Raw genomic sequence first — 20206 nt, 5'->3', positions numbered from 1 at the left:
AATAAGCACGCAAGATACGAAATTACCATCTTTTGACCGGCTCATTCTTTTTAACAATTTCCATCCTATTACAGATTTTTATAAATAACCGGCTCTAATTTCGATCTCTTAGTATGGCAAAGATTGGTAAAGTTGGATTATTAATAAATAAATCACTGTTGTCCGGTAAACATAATTTCCTTTTAACCGGACACCAGTGTAAATAAATCTCAAATTAAAACCCTGAATGAATTCCACCTCAGGAATTTGTTACTTTTGAATTTTCTAACAATTGCAACATCATGGATCGATACATCTCACAACTCATCGACGACATACGCGCAGCAGCAGAAGCAGCGCCTCCTGACCCGCTGGAAGACAAGAGTTTGCCTACGTGGCAGGCTAACGAAATAGAGATGGAAGCCCGTGAACAATACATTAACGGTGAGCTTCAGCCCCTTTCGACGATCCTGGGCATCGCCTCCAACCTGTTACCCGATTCGCATCTGCTTTCCAACGAACACCTCAGCAAGCTGATGCCCGAGATGCTCTATCTGCTGCTTGTCTATAATTTTGAACCTGATGTTCCCGACGGCCTCCCCGACAGAATGTTTTATGATGCTTTGCGCGATATCTGGGACGATGATTACGTGCATGTGATAACCGGCACAGTACATATCGAATTTTGCCAGTACGACGAAGAAAATCACTGCCCGTTTCCGGGATATTGCGACGAATGCAATGAATTGGAGGATCAGGATGAGGACTTCAGTAATCTGATGGGGGCTGTGACACCATTAGATGAGGGCTGGCCCATGAAATTTGATAAAGACTCGGTGCTGGAAGGCATTCAAAACTATTGCGACCGCTGGTGTGAACGTTGCCCGTTCAGGCGCATGTGTTATGTGGCCATTACCGAAGAGAAAATGGAGGGTTTGCTCGAGAAATATCCGGATGGCAATATTCCCGCGGAAGAGATGGAGAAATGGCCTTTTGACGAAGATCAGGAAGATGGACTCTTTAACGACAATGAGAGTCAGGATGCGGATTTTGATGCTGAATGGTCAGAAGACGAGGGAGATTTTGACACGGAGGATGACGATTTCTTCTCGCCACACAGCAAGGCCAAACGTCATCCGCTGATGCAACAAACCGGAGTTTTCGCAATACACATGGATTTATGGCTCAAGAAACGAGACGAAGAACTTGGCGACGACCTCGCGCATCATCTTGCCCGTGGCTATTCTGAAGCGGTGGCCGAGGCAGAAGAGGTTCTGCAACGATTTCATTTTTTTATCTTAATAAAACTGCAGCGCGCGATGATAAGTTTTTATGACGACGAAAACGTCGACGATGGCGGCCGCGACATGAATGGCTCTGCCAAAGTAGCGCTCCTCACCATCGACGAATCGCTGGATGCGCTCACGATGCTGATACGTAACCTGAAAAGCCACCGGACAGAACTCAAAAATTTGCGACAGCAACTCGAAGAAATCCTACAGATGGCCGAAACAGAATTCCCCGAAGCCCGCGCATTTATCCGCCCCTACCACGACCAGTAACAGCTCCGGCAATCCAACTTCACAGCTTTTTTACTACATTTGCCCATAGCTATCGGAATTAAAAAAAAGGCAAAGAAAGAATGAAAACGTATCTGGATTGTATCCCTTGTTTTATGCAACAAGCATTGCGGGCGGGAAGAATGGCAACTTCTGACGAAAATAAACTGAAGCAAATTCTGGATGAAACCGGAGAGATGGTAAAAACCATTTCTATGCAAGCGACACCCGCCGAAACAGGAGCAAAAGTTTATCACATTGTAAGTAAAGTTACCGGTATTGATGATCCCTACAAAGAAATCAAGCAGCAACATATTCAGGAAACGAAAGCTATTTACCCCGAATTAGAAAAAATAGTGGCCAATTCTGACGACAAGCTGCTTACTGCCATAAAAATAGCCATTGCCGGAAATGTGATCGATTTGGGCGTTAATAAAGCATTCGACATTGTGCGGGATGTGAAGATTATTCTGGAACAGGATTTTGCAATATTTGATTACAATGCCTTTAAAAAGCAATTGGCGAAAAGCAAAAACATTCTTTATCTGGGCGACAATGTTGGGGAATCTGTGTTTGATATACTTCTGATCAAGGAGTTAAAAAGGCCGGTAAAATATGCGGTACGCGCCATACCCATCATCAACGACGTCACCCGCGAAGATGCCATTGCCTCCGGAATAGACGAGGTGGCGAAGATAGTTGATTCAGGATGTAAATCCCCGGGAATTATTCTCAGCCAGAGCTCGTCTGTATTTCTTAAACTATTCAACACAGCAGATCTCGTCATCAGCAAAGGACAGGGAAATTTTGAAGGATTGTCGGGCTGTAGCCGACAGGTTTTCTTTTTGTTAAAAGCAAAATGCCGGATCATCTCCAATCATCTTGGCGTAGCAGAGGGTTCTATTATTTTGAAAGAACATACATTTTAACCAGGAACTTTCTGAAATAGATAAAACTGGTCGCGCTGCGTATGGTTGCATTTGCTCATGCCTGCAATTTGTTTTTTTAGAAATTTCACCTCTCCACGTAAACCATCATGCCTCTAAACTGTTTAGCGTCCTGTTTATCTTTTATTATTAAAATTAATAACAACAAAGGCGTAATCTGAAAAGCCTTAACAGAGTAAGAAAATTTAAACAAAAACATTTATGAAAAAAGCAAGTCTTATTTTTTTGTCAGTTGGGTTGGTAATGTTGATGTCTTTCCCGACATCAGAGATCAACGCATGTACCCGTGTGGTTTATCATGGCACCAACAACAATGTGATGACCGCCCGGTCGATGGATTGGAAAACTGAAATACCCGCCAACCTTTGGGTTCTCCCACGCGGTATCGAACGCAACGGACTGGTAGGCCCTAATTCGGTGAAGTGGACGGTAAAATATGGAAGCCTGGTTACCACAAGCTGGGATATTGCCGTCTCTGATGGCATGAATGAAAAAGGTCTGGTTGCCAATCTTTTGTGGCTCGCCGAATCGAAATTTCCCGATTTTGATCCGAATGGCACCAAAACCGGACTATCGGTTTCATTGTGGGCGCAATATGCTTTGGACAACTTTCAGTCAGTAGCAGAAGCAGTAGCGCATTTCCAAAAAAACGAAATTGTAGTAGTTACAACCTTCATCCCGGGAACCGATATTTATACAACCCTGCACATGGCGCTGTCGGATGCCACGGGCGACAACGCCATTTTTGAATACATCGACGGAGCATTGGTGATACACCACGGCAAAGCCTATAACGTTATGACAAACTCGCCAACTTTCGACCAGCAGCTCGCGCTGAATGCCTACTGGAAAAGCATTCCGGGATCGATTATGCTGCCGGGAACAAATCGTGCTGCCGACCGGTTTGTGCGCGCCGCATATTATATCGATGCCATTCCAAAAACTGATAACACACGCGTAGCCGTGGCTTCTGTGTTTAGCGTTATCCGCAACTGTTCGGTACCTTACGGTATTTCCACCCCCAACGAGCCTAATATTTCTTCTACACGATGGAGAACCGTTTCCGATCATAAAAATTTGGTCTATTATTTTGAAAACGCCCTCACCCCCAACACCTTTTGGATTGACTTGAATAAAGTCAATTTCGGTGCAGGTAGTTCCGTTCAAAAATTGGCGGCTGACGAATTCCAAACCTATTCCGGCGAAACATCAGCTTTATTTGTAAATGCCAAGCCGTTTGAGTTTCAGGGCATGTAATTTCAGTATTTCATACTATTGCTCACCGGTGCAGAGATGCGAGAACTAAGAACACGCTAAATATTGAAAGGGCATAAACTCCCTGAAGAAAGAGTTGTATGTTCGCTTTAAATCCAGAACATAAAAAAGACCGCGACACTTGTACCGCGGTCTTTTTGTTTTAAAAGAAAAGTAAGGCAGCAATCAACTGCCAGGCGCCTCGCATTTTGCGCCATGCGCTCTACTTCACAATCATTTTACGGGTAACGGATTCGGTACCTGAGGTGAGCGTGCAGAAATAAATTCCGGCGCTCAAACCATTTACATCCAAAGTCAGTTCGTTGCTGCCGGCCTGTAAACGGCGGGCAGGCAAAACGGAAACCTGCTGTCCCATCATGTTGGTAATTGTGCCCGAAACCGAAGCTGGTTCGCCCAGCGTGATGGCAAGCCGTGCTTTGGCTGTTGCCGGATTGGGCATTACCTGACTCACCTCCATGTTGGCGGGCTGCACCACTGGCTCGTCGATGCCTACACTCATCAGGAATGTGAAATCCTGGATGTATTTGTACTGCACTGCCAAACCGGGGTCAGGATCCATTGCCTGATAAAAGAACGGAATGTTGTAGGCACCAAGTCCATCATCAAAAACTTCGTTGGCCATCCCAAAGAAAAAAGCACCAAAAGTAGCTTCGGAGCCGTAGGTAACATTCACTGGCATTGGATTGCCCATCTGATCATCCGTTAACCAATTATTATCGATATCATAACCACGGCACCAAATATCGGGAGCGTTATTGTCGGTAGATACCGTGGTGTCAGTATCGATCCAACCTACAAACATTTTTGCTCCCAGCCTGTCGCGGGCAATCTGAATGCGATTATCTTCAGAGAGATCACCAAAGGTTCCTCTAAAGGTAGAGGGGCGACCCATCAGATGCGCAGTCCAGCTACCTTCTTCACCCTTATCATTCGACGAGATAAGGAAAGCTCCCGCAAAGAGATATCCTGAAATAGTAGAGCGTGCCGAAATAATCGAATAAGCTGTCGATCCCGAAACACCAACAATAGCAGCGATGTGTGGATTGCCATTGTGATCCACGCTGATATCAGCATCGAAAGAGGTGGTGAAAGGAATTTGTTCACGGTCAGGCACTGGTGCCTCAAAAAGCTCGGCAATTTCTTCATCGGAAAGGAAATTGAGAATACCAGGTATCCCATCTTCACCAGCCAGAGCTACCGGAATAGCATCCGACCAGTTGAGACCGGCATCTTCGGTACGGAAAAGTACCGGATAGTATGACTGGCCAGATGAAATAGGAACTTCACCAATATCCATCAGCGCCATCACATAACCAATCTGTCCGTCAGGCGAAAACTCTACTTTATAATCTGCAGGGAAGGCATCGGCTGGACCAGTAAGGTCGAGCAGGATGTGAGTTGCTTCAAAACCCATAATATCTGTATCCCAGACACCGCGTGTAAGTATCAGGCTTCCCTCGTAAACCTGGGCACCACTGAACCAGTTTTTATTACCATCTACACCCCAGAAATCACCGTCTTTCGCTACCGTAAACCCTTGCGGTACATAGTGATAAATTCCTGTACCAGCGGAGGTAGAGATAAAATTATAATTGACTTCACCAGGAACACCAATGTTACCACTACCCCAGCACAAGCCGCCCCAGGTGTCACCATTGGAACCGGCAGTGGTAGCAGCATAGTATGCAACATATGCATTGTCGGGATCGGTATTGCCCACCGGGTTGTAAATACCATGATGCGGGTACCGTGCAGCGTCAATGTAATATTGTCCACCGGCATTTTCATGGGCGGTATGAACCTCGTTCATAACGCTCCAGGTCATTCCACCATCCAATGAGATGTCGTAACCCAGGTCGCCACTGTAGCCACCCGGATCCAACTCACCACCCATACGATGGATGCAGCTAATGGCATTGATGTCGTTGTTAACCATCAGGTTCGACTTGCCACCATTGGCTACGCCATAAGCATTGGCCGAAGTACCGATATCGATTACCGAAACAGCATCGGTTGATTTGTAATTAAACGCTGGCCGTGCAACAGAAGTTTGCCCAACCACCCCTTGTTGCAGCGGCTGGCTATCGTACGACTGGAAGATTTTGGCCTGCTCATAGAGAAGCCCCGGCTTCAGGACTGCATTTTGCGCCACCATAAAAAGTCCGGTAGCCATCATCAAAAGTAAAAGTGTAAGTTTTTTCATAATCTATTAAATTTAGTGAATATTGGAACCAAAACTAAACATTTTATAACTATCAGCAGAATTCCGGGGAAAATATTTTTTTGAAATGAAGGCTCCCACGGAGCTATCCTCGCCAGATTGGTAAAAAAAGGCATCTGTTTAGGAGCTATCGAATAATTGATTTTTAGGGAGATAAAAGCTTTTTTATCGCCTCACCCCCGACCCCTCTCCAACGGTGCAAAGATTACTAATTCTGGCCTTTAGGCCGGGGATCAAAGGATGCGAGAATCAGTGGGGCTTTAGCCACAAACATAAAGAAGGCTATGATTTTATGAAGAAATACGGATTTGAAAAAATTGTGGGCTAAAGCCCGCGGATGTTTGAATGGTTTACATGGCCCCCGACCTAAATGGCAGGTTTGGTGAATAATAAGTATACACTGCGGTCTAAAGATATCTATTACAAAAAAAAGACCGCGACACAAGTGCCGCGGCCTTTAATTTTTAAATGAAAAGTAAGACAGCCATCAACTGCCAGGCGCCTCGCGTTTTGCTTCCTGCGCCACGCGCCTCGCGCCCTGCGCCTTGCACCTCGCGCCCTGCGTTTTGCGCCTTGCGCTATGCGTTTACTTCACAATCATTTTGCGGGTAACGGATTCGGTACCTGAGGTTAGCGTGCAGAAATAAATTCCGGCGCTCAAACCATTTACATCCAGCACCAGTTCGTTGCTGCCGGCCTGCAAACGGCGGGCAGGCAAGGTGGAAACCTGCTGTCCCATCATGTTGATAATCTTGCCGGAAACCGATGCCGGTTCACCCAAAGTGATGGCAAGCCGTGCTTTGGCTGTTGCCGGATTGGGCATTACCTGGCTCACCTCCATGTTGAAGGTCTGCACCATCGGCGTAGGATTTTCAATTCCCACCACGGTAAAATCAGCATCAGTAAACTTAAAGTCTGTGATGTATTTGATTTGTACTCCCAAAGCCGGGTCACCACCTTCCAATTCCTGATAAAAGAACGGAACGGTGTAGGCGCCAAGCCCATCATCAAAAATTTCATTGGCCATGCCAAAAAAATAAGTCTGGAAAGTAGCTTCAGAGCCCCAGGTAACATTGGTCGGCTCCGGATTGACCGTGGCATCGGCAGTGAGTGTGTTGGCTATAATATCATAGCCGCGGCACCAGATGTCGGGAGCGTTATTTTCGGTAGATATCGTAGTGTCGGTATCGCACCAACCCACAAACATCTTTGTTCCCGACGCATCGCGGGCAATCTGAATGCGGTTATCTTCAGAGAGTTCACCAAAGTTTCCTCTAAAGGTAGAGGGGCGCCCCATCAGACGGGCAGTCCAGCTACCTTCTTCACCCATATCATTCGACGAGATAAGGAATGCACCTGCAAATAGATATCCTGAAATAGCAGAGCGTGCCGAAACGATCGAATAAGCTGAAGAAGATCCTGTAATACCAACAATAGCAGCGATGTGTGGATTGCCGAAATGATCCACGCTGATATCAGCATCGAAGGAGGTGGTGAAAGGTATTTGTTCGCGATCGGGCACTGGTGCCTCAAAAAGCTCGGCAATTTCTGCATCGGAAAGGAAATTGAGAATACCAGGTATCCCGTCTTCGCCAGCCAGAGCTACCGGAATAGCATCGGACCAGTTGAGACCGGCATCTTCGGTACGGAAAAGTACCGGATAATAAGATAGTCCATAAGAAATGGGGACTTCACCAATATCCATCAGCGCCATCACGTAACCAATTTGTCCATCGGGCGAAAACTCTACTTTATAGTCTGCCGGGCTGGCATCGCCGGGGCCTGTCATTTCGAGTAGGAACTGAGTAGCTTCAAAATCCAAAATATCTGTATTCCAGACACCATGCGTAACTATCAGACCTCCCTCGTAAACCTGAGAGCCACTGGTCCAGTTTCTATTGCCATCAATACCCCAGAAACCATTTCCTTTTGATATTGTAAACCCTTGCGGAACATAGTTATAAATTCCTGAACCCGGAATGGTGTTGATAAAATTGTAGGTGGTATCGGTAGGATCGCCAATCTTACCTCTGCCAAAGCACACGCCGCCCCAGCCTTCATTGCTGCCGGCCGTAGTGGCTGCAAAATATGCAACGTAGGCCTCGTCGGGATCGGTGTTGCCCTCCGGATTGTAGATGGCATTGTGCGGATACCGTGCAGCGTCGATAAAATAGGTTCCACCAGCATTTTGTTTGGCGGTGTAAACTTCAGTCATAACGTTCCAGGTCATTCCGCCATCTTTAGATACATCATAACCCAGATCGCCGCTGTAGCCACCCGGATCCAATGCGCCACCCATGCGGTGGATGCAGCTAATGGAGTTGATGTCGTTGTTAACCATCAGATTCGACTTGCCACCGTTGGCCACACCATAGGCGTTGGCTGAGGTACCGATATCGATAATCGAAACTGCATCGGCAGATTTGTAATTAACCGCTGGCTTTGTAATGGGCGATTGTCCAACCACAGCGTGTTGCAGCGGCTTGCCGTCGTACGACTGGAAGCTCGTTGCCTGTTCTTCAGACAGCCCCGGTTTCAGGGCTACATTTTGCGCCACCATAAATAGTCCGGTAGCCATCATCAAAAGTAAAAGTGTAAGTTTTCTCATAATCTATTAATATTTAGTGAATAATGTAATTCTTAAAAATGAAGCCAAAACTAAACAATATAAATTCATCAGTGTAATTTCGGGAAGAATATTTTTCGTAAAGTCATTGAAAAGAAAAGCCACCCTATGATTAGGATGGCTTTATTTTTTTAAAACAAACCTTTATTTTACAATCATTTTTTTGGTAATCGAATTTGCACCATCGCTTACGGTAAAGAAATAAATTCCTGAAGTGAGATCACTCACATCCAGCGCGATGCTGTTGCGGCCGGATGGCATTACGCGGGCAGGCATCGATTTAACGGTTTGACCGATAATATTAAAAACCGCCATCGAAATGCTGGCATGCTGTGGCAATGTAATCGTAAATTCGGTTTGCGTTGCAGCGGGATTGGGCATACAACCCGAAAGTTCAAACGCTGATTTTGCCACCGGCAAATGGTCTTCTATTCCCACTATGAGAAAATCGGAATCGGTAAATACAAAATCCTGGATGTATTTGTACTGCACCGGTTCGCTGAGGCTCTGTCCGGTAAATTCCTGATAAACAAAAGGAATGGTGTATGCACCAAACTCATCATCAAGCACTTCGTTGGCCATACAGAAAAAGTTGGCCGAAAAGGTAGCTTCGGAACCATAGGTGACATTCACAGGCAGCGGATTTCCCAGCGCATCTGCTGTCAACATATGATCAACGATATCCACGCCGCGCACACGAATGTCGGGAGCGTTATTTTCGGAAGATACGGTGGTGTCGGTGTCCAGCCAACCCACAAACATTTTTTCTCCTTCGGCATTGCGGGCTATTTGTATGCGTTGGTCTTCTGTTACGCCGTCACCAAAATCACCCCTGAATGAAAATGGCCGCCCCAATTCGTAAGCAACCCAACTGTCTTCTTCGCCCATATTATCTGACGAGAGCAGAAACGAAGCCATAAAGAGATAACCGGAAGCTTCCGATTTGGCCGAAATGATTGAATAAGGAGTAGAACCTGTAACGCCTATCATCACGGCAATGTGTGGATTCCCAAATTTATCCACACTTACATCGCAGTCGAAAGCGGTGGTAAACGGAATTTCTTCGAGTGCCGGCAGTGGCGCCTCATAAAGCTCGGCAATCTCTGCCTGGCTCAAAAACCCCTGAACGGCAGGGATGCCATCTTCGCCAGCCAGCGCTACCGGAATAGGATCCGACCAGGTAAGGCCGCCATCGGTGGTACGAAACAACACCGGATAATACGACTGCCCGCTGGAAAAAGGCACCTCACCAATATCCATCAAAGCTACAATATAGCCAGTTTGTCCGTCGGGCGAAAACTCGATTTTGTAATCCGCCGGAGGAGCATTGTTCACTGTGGAAGCTTCTATTTCGATAAACTCCACATCAAAATCCAGTTCCTCTTCATTCCAGATGCCGTGCGTGAGAATAAGATTTCCCTGATAGACGGCAGCACCGCTGTTCCAGTCGATGTACGCATCTGTTACCCAGAAACCGTTGCCGTAAGATATCGTGAAATCATGTGGAACGTAAAAAGACATTCCGGGAAAAGAGTTGGAAAAATTATAGGTGGTGTCGGTGGGATCACCAATCTTACCACGTCCCCAGCAAATTCCACCCCAGGTAGAGCCGTTGGATCCTGCTGTGGTAGCGGCACAAAAAGCCACATAGGCTTCGTTGGGATCGGTATTTCCTATTGGATTATAAACCCCACCCTGCGGATAGCGCGCAGCATCGATATAATACTGCCCACCGGCATTAAGCTTGGCGGTATAGAGTGCGATCATCAGGCTCCAGGTCATGCCGCCATCGATAGAAACGTCGTAGGCCAGATCGCCACTGTGGCCACCGGGATTGAGTGCGCCACCCATCCGATGTATAAATGCAACGGTATTGAGCCCGGGATGCGCCATCAGATTCGACTTGCCACCGCTAATCAGACCATAGGCATTGGCCGAAGTACCAAGATCGATAATCGAAACTATATCGGTAGCTTTGTAGGCAGGAATTTCAGTGGTTGCAGACGCCTGCACCACAGATAGCTGCGCCGGCTCCTGGCCAGGCAGCTGGAAGCTTTTCGTTTTTTCCGTTTCTAATCCTGATCTCAAAACGGGGGACTGTGCCCAGAGCAACAGCCCCGTTGCCATGATGGCAAATAAAAGCGTAAGTTTTTTCATGTTGAGATATTATTTTAATGAATAAAAAATGGTTCTATTGATCAAACAAAAGCTTTGCACAGAAATCTTTTAAAGAACTTGGAGGCACTTTGACAGGAAACAAATATAGCAATTTTATAAAAAATAACTTTACACAACCAGTCAGCGGGGGGGGGGATTAAGTTATCGGCTTCAGGATGTGCTCGTTGTTCTCTTGGGCTCAGGTGGTTTCGACTTGGTTCGACTTGGTTCGACTGACTTCGACTGACTTCGACTGACTTCGACTACGCTCAGCCACCGACGCTCAGCCACCAACGCTCAGCCACCGACGCTCAGCCACCGACGCTCAGCCACCACAGTTACCGCAACCAATAGGTGGAGATTAACAATCAAGAAAAAGAAGGAGTTCTGTATTTCGACCGGAAGGAGAAATCATTAATAAAAAAAACCGCGACACAAATGCCGCGGTTTTCAATTTGTTATGTACAAGGAAAGACATTATTGAAATTGCCTTACCCATCGCCATGCGATTTATTTTACAATCATCTTTTTAGTAATGGTTTCGCTGCCGGCTTCTACGGTGTAGAAATAAACACCAGCCGGTAAGCTGGAAACATCAAGTGTTATTTCATTGGCACCCGCCTGCAGTGTACGTGCGGGCAAAGTTTGTACGGTTTGTCCCATCATATTTACAAGCATCACCTTCACCTGCATGGTCTGCGGGAGCGTTACGCTGAAACGCGCCTGACCCATGGCCGGGTTGGGTGAGGTTTGGGATACGGTGGCAGCAACCTTTTGCACGACAGGTTTTTCTTCCATTCCCACAATAATAAAATCAGCATCATTGAAGCTAAAATCCTGAATATACTGGTATTGTACCGGATCGTTTATCGACAACATTTCCTGATAAGTAAATGGAATGGTATAGTTGCCGTTGCCATCTTCGAGGACTTCATTGCCCATAGCGAAGAAATAGGCAGAGAAAGTAGCCGATGAGCCCCAGGTTACGTTAACGGGACGATCAGGATTAGCACCTTCGGGATCTACGGTGTAAGTATGGTTGATAACATCAACACCACGGGTCCAAATATCTGGAGCATTGTTTTCGCCCGAAATGGTAGTGTCGGTATCGAGCCATGCCACAAACATTTTGGAGCCGTCGTGGGTACGTGCAATCTGAATACGGTTGTCTTCAGAGTTGTCGCCAAAGTTGCCGCGGAATGACACAGGGCGACCGAGCGGATAACCAACCCATGAACCTTCGTTTCCTTTGTCCATCGACGAGAGCAGGAATGCACTTGTAAAAGCATATCTCGAGGAGGGCGAAATTCCGGTAGAAATACTGTAAGGAGTACTTCCTGTTACGCCAACGATAACAGCAATTTGAGGGTTCCCGTATGTATCGACGCTCAGGTCAAAATCGAAGGCGGTGGTAAATGGGATTTCTTCGCGTTCAGGCAACGGCGGGTTAAAAAGCTCACCAATTTCTGTATCACTCAGATAATTTAATACGCCGGCAATTCCATCATCGCCAGCCAGAGCTACAGAAATGGCATCACTCCAGGTTAAGCCAGCATCTTCGGTACGCCAGATGATGGGGAAGTACGACACGCCTTTGCTGATGTCGATCTCACCATTATCAGCAAGTACAGCATAATATCCGATTTGTCCATCGGGAGAAAACTCAACTTTAGATTGGGCAGGACGCGTTACGCCAGGTTCTAAAATACACTCTAAGGTATACTGTTCGTAGTCAAAATCCATGATGGATTCATTCCAAACGCCATGATTAACGATCACCTCGTTGAGAAAAACCACTGCACCGCTTCGCCAGTCCTGGTTGAGGTCGCTCGACCAGAAATGACCGTTGCCGGTAGTGGTGTAGCCATCAGGCGTGTATTGGAAGAGATTGTCGGCGGGCTTGGAAGTTTCCAGATGCTTGGTGGTATCGGTTATATCGCCAATGCTGGCGCGTCCCCAGCCATAGCCACCCCAGGAGTCGCTGCTATTGGAGCCATCGAGCGTCGGAGCAAGATAACTAACATACGCATTGTTGGGATCGGTGTTGCCAGCGGGATTAAAGATACCATGATTGGGATAACGGGCAGCATCTGTAAAATAACTACCGCCGGCATTGTTGGTAGCAGTGTAAAACTCTACCATGTTTGTCCAGGTAACGCCACCATCGGTGGAAATGTCGTAGCCCAGGTCGCCGGAATAACCGTCCGGATCGAGCGCGCCGCCCATGCGGTGCACGTGCGTAATGGTGTTGATGTCGTTGTTGGCAGCAAGTATCGATTTTTGTCCGCCGCCATAGCCGTAGCTAAAACCATTTACAGAAGTGCCAATGGGAATAATCGACACGACATCCGTAGATTTGTAAACTGCCGGTTTGTGGATTTTGTAATCCATCCCAACAGTACCATTGTTGGTGGGTGCATAGGCAACTTCTTCAGCAAAGTTTGCCTTTTGGCTCACCACATTCGATTTAACGCGTGCCTGTTGCGCCATTACAGCGAAACCCAGCGTCATTGCTAATGTAAAAAGTAGAATCCTTTTCATAACTTTAAATGATTTAATGAATAAATTTATTAATAAAACAACCTTTCTAAGCATTTCTAACAGCCAGCAAATATAGAAATAACTTGAGTTGTGTTGCAAAAATTGATCCGCTTTTGAAAATAAAAAAATCTGCAGATCGCAGTCCGCAGTTCTCAGTCCGCAGTCCGCAGCCATCAGTCGGCAGGTCGCAGTCTTCAGCCATCAGTCGGCAGGTCGCAAACTTCAGTCGGTAACCACCAGTCGGCAGTCGGCCGTCAGGAACCTTACTCATAGCGCCATGCGCCATGCTCCCCGCGCTTACTTCACGATCATTTTCCTGGTTACAGCTTCTTTTCCGGCTTCAACGGTGTAGAAATACACACCTGAAGAAAGGTTAGAAACATTAATTTGCATTTCGTTGATGCCAGCCTGCAATCTGTTTGCGGGCAATGCCTGAACGGTTTGTCCCATCATGTTGGTAACGGCAACGTTCACTGTGGCAGCTTCGGCCAGAGTAACGTGGAAACGTGCAACTGAGTTAGCCGGGTTTGGCATAGTTTGCGAAACAGTAACTAATTCCTCTACTGCAGATGTGGCTTCGTTGACGTCGAAATACCAGAATATGGATTCATGGAATTTGAAATCGGGAATGTATTTGTATTGCACCGGTTCTGATGGATCATAAACGCTCATTTGCTGATAGGAAAACGGAATAATAAAGTTGCCATGGATATCGCGGAAGGTTCGGTTGGCCATAATGAAAAGATGCGCCTGAAAGGTGGCATCGCTGCCATAGGTAACATTAGTAGGGCTATCCCAGGATGTTGTGTCTCTTGTCAAGCTATTCGACCATAAATCTACACCTCGGCACCAAATATCAGGGTTGTTATTTTCAGATGAGATTGTTGTATCGGTGTCGAGCCAGGCAACAAACATAATTTTGGCATCCGGCGTACGGGCAATCTGAATGCGGTTGTCTTCGCTTACTTCTGAGCCATAGCTACCACGAAAAGATACGGTTCGTCCCAATCGATAACCCATCCACGAACCAGAATTGCCTTTGTCATCCGACGACAGCAAAAATGCTCCTACATAACTGTATCGTGTCGATGGCGAGATGTCAGTAATAATGCCGTAAGGCGCTGCACCCGTTACACCGACCATAACTGCAATATTAGGATTGCCCCAGGCGTCGATGCTCAGGTCGAAGTCGAACGCAGTAGTGAAAGGAATTTCATCGCGGGCAGGAACCGGCGGGTCGTAAAGTTCAGCAATTTCTGAATCCTTCAGATAATGCTGCACTTCGTGAATCCCCTGATCACCCGCCAACGGCACCGCTATGGGATCACTCCACGTGAGGCCGCCATCTTCGGTACGCCAAACAATAGGGTAATAAGATTGATTAGCCGAAATCGCAACCGAGCCATTTTCGGCCAGCGCCACGATATAGCCAATTTGCCCATCGGGCGCAAACTCCACTTTGAGCATTGGCGGAATACCTGCTGAATCGGAAGTTTGGCAAGCCATTATATTTTGTTCCAGCGTGTAGGTTTTGGTATTATTATTCCAAATACCGTGGCTGATGATCATCTCATCGAGCCATACCAATGTATCGGTTCTCCAGTCCTGGTTCAGATCGACGGCCCAAAAGTCGCCCATATCTGTCACGGTGAAACCATCCGGATTGTACTGGAAGTGTCCGGCATTAGGATCAGACGCATTCGTATGGCGCGTAGTATCGTCGGGGTCACCAATTTTAGAACGACCCCAGGCATATCCGCCCCAAAAGTAACCATTGGATTCACCCAATACAGGGGCGAAAAAAGTGACAAATGCTTCCGATGGATCAACGTTCCCTAAAGGATTGCAGATGCCACCTTGCGGGTAGCGAATAGGGTCGCTTGTATAATCCGGGTAAAATTTCGCAGTATAAATTTCCGTCATGGTGCTCCAGGTAGCTCCGCCATTAGTAGAGATGTCGTAGCCCAGGTCGCCACTATAGCCGCCCGGATCAAGGGCGCCACCCATACGATGAATGTGGGCGATGGTATTGATGTCGTTGTTGACAGCAAGGATGGATCGCTGCCCGCCGGAAAAGCCATAACTATAGGCGTTGGCAGAAGTTCCGATATCAATAATCGAAATACCTCCGTCAGTATCATGAGATTTTGGTTGCTGAAGTTTAAAAGATTGCACCGCTGTGGGATTCTGCCCGGGCGCATAGTCGATCGTATTTTTGTGTTCAAATCTTTCATACGACAAACCGGGCTTTACAGCAGCGTTTTGCGCCGTCACTGACCATACTATTACCATCCCAAAAACGAAAAGAATAAGTTTTTTCATAGCATTTTTTTTAAAATTAATACTGGACAAAAACTTTTTAGAAAGAGGAACCAAAGGTAGGGAAAAAAAAGAAATCTTTAGTAATAATAATTGCAACTGTTTAGCTGCTAATGAATAATTGATTCTTAAGGACATGGAGAGCTTCATTTTATGCCTCACCCCCTGCCCCTCTCTAAGTGGCTACGATTTGCAGATCTCTTGATTCCGTAGCCTAATCGTTTACACTTGGGTTTACATGATAGGAGGAGAATAAAATTAGGGCATTTATGCCCTTTCCATAAATCATTGAAAAATTAAAAGGGCGTAAACGCCCTGATAGAAAGATTTGTTTTGATCGCTTCAGATACCCATCCATGACTGGCTGGGCTACGGATAAGGCACAAAAAAAACCGCGACACAAGTGCCGCGGTTTTTTATGTATCATGTCGTGAAAGGGAACACAGTTTTGCAACCGTATTATCCCCTCGCCATGCGCCTTGCGCTAAGCTTACTTCACAATCATTTTCTTGGTAACAGCTTCTTTGCCTGCTTCTACAGTGTAGAAATACACACCTGAAGAAAGGTTGGAAACGTTAATTTGCAATTCATTAGCACCAGCCTGCAGTCTGTTTGCGGGCATTGCCTGTACGGTTTGACCCATCATATTGGTTACAGTAACGTTTACTGTGGCAGCTTCGGCCAGGGTAACATAGAAACGTGCAACTGAGTTAGCCGGGTTGGGCATGGTTTGCGAAACACTTACAAATTCTTGTTTAGCAACAGGAGCATCATTGATACCGACCTCAGTAAAATCAGCCTGGTTAAATTTAAAGTCCTGAACATATTTATACTGAGTAGGCATATCAATGGTTTCATACTGCTGGTAAGTGAATGGGATGGTAAAGTTGCCTGTACCGTCTTCGAGAGCTTCGTTGCTCATGACAAAGAAATTGGCCTGGAACATACCTTCGCTACCCCAGGTAACATTGGAGGGTCTGGCGGCGCCGTTTTCGTCAACAGTTGCTGCATTTTCGATCAGGTCGAAACCACGAACCCAAATGTCGGGAGCGTCATTTGATCCAGAAACAGTGGTATCGGTATCAAGCCATGCTACAAACATTTTGGTACCATCGTGTGTACGACAAATCTGTGTACGGTTATCTTCATCAAAGTCGGCACCAAAGGTACCACGGAACGAAACCGGACGGCCCATCTCGTGACCATACCATGAGCCTTCGTTACCCATATCGGTAGATGAGAGCAGGAATAAGCTCGTAAAAGCATAGCGTGATGAGGGTGAAATACCAGTGGCAATGGTGTAAGGATCGACAGAAATACCAATTACAACACCAATGTGCGGGTTGCCCCATGCGTCAACGCTAATGTCGAAATCGAAAGCAGTTGTGAAAGGAATCTGGTCGCGCTCAGGTACAGGAGGATTATAAAGCTCACCAATTTCTGTATCGCTCAGGTAATTTTGTACTTCAACAATTCCATCTTCACCGGCTATTGTGACCGGGATAGGGTCTGACCAGGTCTGGCCACCATCTTCGGTACGCCACAAAATAGGATAATATGACATGTTTGCTGAAAAAGGAACAGAACCATCATCAGACAGAACTGCGACGTAACCAATCTGTCCGTCAGGAGAAAATTCCATTTTCTGGTGTGCCGGGCGTACTACATCAGGAGCAACTTCGCAGTCTATCATTATCTGATCAAAAGAGTAGGTTGCGGTAGCAGCGTCCCAAATACCGTGGCTGAGGATCATCTCATCCATGTAAACTAATGTACCACTTCTCCAGTCCTGGTTGAGGTCGGCAGCCCAAAGGTCGCCATTAGCAGTAACGGTGAAACCATCGGGGATGTATTGGAATTTGTTGTCGGCAGGAACGGAAGAAACCAGATGTTTGGTAGTGTCCATTATGTCACTAATTTTAGCGCGTCCATATCCGTATCCACCCCACGAGTTGGCACCGTTTGTACCATCAAGCGTAGGAAGGAAGAAAGCAACGTAAGCTTCGTCGGGATCGGTGTTACCAACCGGATTGATGATGCCGTGGTTAGGATAGCGGGCAGCGTCGGTGTAATATTCACCACCAGCGTTATTGGTAGCTGTGTAACATTCTACCATGTTGGTCCAGGTCATACCACCATCTGTCGAGACGTCGTAACCGATGTCGCCACTGTATCCACCCGGATCCAGAACACCACCCATACGGTGCATGTGTGTAATAGTATTGATGTCGTTGTTGGCAGCAAGAATAGATTTCTGTCCACCGCCGTAGCCGTAGCTGTAAGCGTTAGCCGAAGTACCTATGTCGATAATCAACACGGCGTCGGTTGATTTGTAAACTGCGGGGCGCTGAATCTGGAACTCCTGTGGAGTAGTCCCGCTTTGTTGGGGGGCAAAGGATACTTTGTTGTTAAGGTTTTGTTTTTCAAAGGGTATGTTTGATTTTACAGATGCATTTTGTGCCATCACTGCAAAGCCAAACACCATGGTCATAATGAATAGTAGTGCTCTTCTCATAATTCTAAAAAGTTTAATTAATGTTTAAAAATTTGTTAGTTAAAAATAATTTATTTCTAAAGGTTGCAAAGATATAATCTTTTTTAAAAACCAACTTGACAACAACCTCTTTTAAAGCTTTCATTTTGATACAGTTCTTACTAAAAAAGAAAAACATCTGTAAAGATATTATCGTGTCATAAAGTACAACACACCAATCAGCAGATGGTTTAACCTGATAAGTTTATGGTCAGGATTTGTTAATACTTTTAGCTATTGTTGAATATTTTAATGAATATGGCGCGATGTGCTTCTTTTTTTTGCCTCACCCCCTACCCCTCTCCTAATGGTTGCGGTGTACACACATTTTGCCCAGCGCATCTACGGCTCCGTAGCCCAGCCATTCATGGCTGGGAAACGCGGTCAAACAGCTCTTTCTTGCAGGGCGTTTACGCCCTTTTAGTATTCTAACGGACTTTCGGGAAGGGCATAAATGCCCTCATTTTTTCTTTGCTGCGTCACGTAAACCCAGGCGTAAACCCCTGGGCTACGGAAAAAAGAGAGTTGTGTGTACACCGTAGCTCCAAATGGAGAGGGGAGCTCTCCTGTCTGGCCGTGTGAGAGTTTGTTAAACGAACCGCTTTGTCTCTGTTTTCACTTTTTGCCACGAAAGAGATCTCCCTTACCCGCCTCGGGGAGGGGGCATTAGCGGCAGAAAAAACGAAACTATTGTTTTAAGCATGATCGCTTAATGCTACTTTAACAGATTAAGTTCTAACGGAAAAATCAATCCACTTTAACCCCAACCCTAAAGGGAGGTGGATTGATTTTTCTGCATTCTCCCTTTAGGGTTCGGGGTAAAAATGCAGAAAAATCTAATGTGTTTAAGTAGAATTAAAAAGTTGTGATATCCTTACTCTTTTCCCAGCGTTTTGGCATGTTGTGGTGCAGCACCTTCCACGAAAAGCTTACGGTAAGTAATGTGTTTTTTACCAAACGTCCCTCCCACAGCCTGATGGATTGCCTGCATCTGCGGGTTGAAATCGCCCACCCACGACAGTTCTACTTCGCGATATTGCGGGCGATGATCGAACACTTCGCGCAACTGCCGGAAGATACCCGACTCGATGCCGCGCTTCTGAAACTTAGGCACCACGCCCATCACCGTGATGCGTGTGCGCTGTATCTCACCTCTTTTTTTGTAATAAACAAAACGCAGCTTGTTCCACCAGTTGAGCTTGCCATTGAAATGCCTGAAGATCTGGTTGGCATCGGGAAACATGACCAGAAACGCAATGGGGTTTCCTTCAAAATAGGCAAACCAAACGATTTCGGGATCAAGAATGGGACGCGCTTTTTTGAGTGTGGTTTTGATGTCAAGCTCGTTGAGCGGCGTAAAATGCTCGTGGTTAGCCCACGCTTCGTCATACACCTGCTTGATATCGTTGATGTACTTGTCAGCTTTTTTGTAATCAAAATGCTCGAAGCTGATGCCGGGACGCTGGCTGATCCAGTCGGCAATTTTCCAGAAGCGCTCCGGAAAAGGCACCGACATGTCGAGATGATTGGTTACCTGCTCGAAATAATTTGTAAACCCATACGACTCGAAAAGGTGCTGATAGTAGGGAGGATTGTAATTCATGCCATAGCTCTGCTGCATAAAGCCATCCACGAGCAGGCCCCAGAAATTGTCGTTTTCGCCAAAGTTTATCGGACCATCCATAGCTTGCATTCCCCGCTCCTGAAGCCATTCGCGTGCTTTATCGAAAATTGTGTCCGCCAGGGCTTTGTCGTCGGGACATTCAAAAAAGCCCATGCCACCAGTGGGCTGCTCATACGTATTTGCTTTTTTGTAATTAACAAAAGCTGCCACCCGCCCAATGTCGATTCCCTGTGGGTTTGTAAAAATCCAACGGATGGCCTCGCCATATTCAAAGTACGCGTTGCGCGCGGGATCGAAAACAGCTTCTATGTCGTCGTCGAGCGGAGCAATCCAGTTGCTGTCGTTGCGATAGATACGACGTGCCACATCACGAAACCTTCCAGCCTCAATGCGGCTTTTTACTTCTGTAATTTTTATCATGTAAA

The 20206-nt window shown here is 46.4% G+C and carries 10 protein-coding genes; 3 read left to right on the top strand and 7 right to left on the bottom strand.

What is annotated here, in order from left to right; genetic code table 11:
• The first annotated feature begins 281 nt into the window (after positions 1-281).
• The 3 genes from VFC92_05050 to VFC92_05040 all read left to right on the top strand — a co-directional run bounded on the left by VFC92_05050 (position 282) and on the right by VFC92_05040 (position 3742).
• The gene (locus VFC92_05050) at positions 282-1541 is read left to right on the top strand and encodes a hypothetical protein (protein ID HZK07546.1); all 1260 of its coding nucleotides are present in this window, start codon (positions 282-284) and stop codon (positions 1539-1541) included.
• Positions 1542-1621: 80 nt separating this feature from the next.
• The gene (locus VFC92_05045) at positions 1622-2467 is read left to right on the top strand and encodes an ARMT1-like domain-containing protein (GenBank protein ID HZK07545.1); all 846 of its coding nucleotides are present in this window, start codon (positions 1622-1624) and stop codon (positions 2465-2467) included.
• A 219-nt stretch (positions 2468-2686) separates the two neighbouring features.
• Positions 2687-3742, top strand: a complete 1056-nt coding sequence (locus tag VFC92_05040; protein ID HZK07544.1) for a linear amide C-N hydrolase — start codon at positions 2687-2689, stop codon at positions 3740-3742.
• Positions 3743-3962: 220 nt separating this feature from the next.
• On the opposite strand, the gene VFC92_05035 is transcribed toward VFC92_05040, so the two are convergent.
• From VFC92_05035 to VFC92_05005, 7 genes are all read right to left on the bottom strand, one after another.
• Positions 3963-5963 carry a T9SS type A sorting domain-containing protein gene (locus VFC92_05035; GenBank protein HZK07543.1) on the bottom strand — a complete coding sequence of 667 codons (2001 nt, stop codon included), beginning with the start codon at positions 5961-5963 and terminating at the stop codon, positions 3963-3965.
• 604 nt (positions 5964-6567) lie between these two features.
• Positions 6568-8589 carry a T9SS type A sorting domain-containing protein gene (locus tag VFC92_05030; protein ID HZK07542.1) on the bottom strand — a complete coding sequence of 674 codons (2022 nt, stop codon included), beginning with the start codon at positions 8587-8589 and terminating at the stop codon, positions 6568-6570.
• Positions 8590-8751: 162 nt separating this feature from the next.
• The gene (locus VFC92_05025; protein HZK07541.1) at positions 8752-10764 is read right to left on the bottom strand and encodes a T9SS type A sorting domain-containing protein; all 2013 of its coding nucleotides are present in this window, start codon (positions 10762-10764) and stop codon (positions 8752-8754) included.
• A gap of 510 nt (positions 10765-11274) precedes the next feature.
• A complete protein-coding gene (locus VFC92_05020; protein HZK07540.1) occupies positions 11275-13305 on the bottom strand; it encodes a T9SS type A sorting domain-containing protein in 2031 nt (676 codons plus the stop codon).
• Between the two features lie 297 nt (positions 13306-13602).
• Positions 13603-15627 carry a T9SS type A sorting domain-containing protein gene (locus VFC92_05015; GenBank protein HZK07539.1) on the bottom strand — a complete coding sequence of 675 codons (2025 nt, stop codon included), beginning with the start codon at positions 15625-15627 and terminating at the stop codon, positions 13603-13605.
• Between the two features lie 487 nt (positions 15628-16114).
• Positions 16115-18139 (bottom strand): T9SS type A sorting domain-containing protein, encoded by a 2025-nt coding sequence (locus VFC92_05010; protein HZK07538.1) that lies wholly within the window; start codon positions 18137-18139, stop codon positions 16115-16117.
• Between the two features lie 892 nt (positions 18140-19031).
• Positions 19032-20201: a hypothetical protein gene (locus VFC92_05005; GenBank protein HZK07537.1), complete on the bottom strand. Its 1170-nt coding sequence runs from the start codon at positions 20199-20201 to the stop codon at positions 19032-19034.
• Positions 20202-20206: the final 5 nt, after the last annotated feature.

Source organism: Bacteroidales bacterium (assembly GCA_035647615.1).
Lineage (GTDB): Bacteria > Bacteroidota > Bacteroidia > Bacteroidales > 4484-276 > SABY01.
The sequence above is the reverse complement of the archived record's forward strand: the minus strand, read 5'-3'. Positions and strand labels throughout refer to the sequence as shown.

What these genes read in the sequence shown, in the direction of transcription:
- VFC92_05050 (HZK07546.1), top strand. Translation starts at nt 282, where the DNA reads ATGGATCGATACATCTCACAACTCATCGACGACATACGCGCAGCAGCA.
- VFC92_05045 (HZK07545.1), top strand. Translation starts at nt 1,622, where the DNA reads ATGAAAACGTATCTGGATTGTATCCCTTGTTTTATGCAACAAGCATTG.
- VFC92_05040 (HZK07544.1), top strand. Translation starts at nt 2,687, where the DNA reads ATGAAAAAAGCAAGTCTTATTTTTTTGTCAGTTGGGTTGGTAATGTTG.
- VFC92_05035 (HZK07543.1), bottom strand. Translation starts at nt 5,963, where the DNA reads ATGAAAAAACTTACACTTTTACTTTTGATGATGGCTACCGGACTTTTT.
- VFC92_05030 (HZK07542.1), bottom strand. Translation starts at nt 8,589, where the DNA reads ATGAGAAAACTTACACTTTTACTTTTGATGATGGCTACCGGACTATTT.
- VFC92_05025 (HZK07541.1), bottom strand. Translation starts at nt 10,764, where the DNA reads ATGAAAAAACTTACGCTTTTATTTGCCATCATGGCAACGGGGCTGTTG.
- VFC92_05020 (HZK07540.1), bottom strand. Translation starts at nt 13,305, where the DNA reads ATGAAAAGGATTCTACTTTTTACATTAGCAATGACGCTGGGTTTCGCT.
- VFC92_05015 (HZK07539.1), bottom strand. Translation starts at nt 15,627, where the DNA reads ATGAAAAAACTTATTCTTTTCGTTTTTGGGATGGTAATAGTATGGTCA.
- VFC92_05010 (HZK07538.1), bottom strand. Translation starts at nt 18,139, where the DNA reads ATGAGAAGAGCACTACTATTCATTATGACCATGGTGTTTGGCTTTGCA.
- VFC92_05005 (HZK07537.1), bottom strand. Translation starts at nt 20,201, where the DNA reads ATGATAAAAATTACAGAAGTAAAAAGCCGCATTGAGGCTGGAAGGTTT.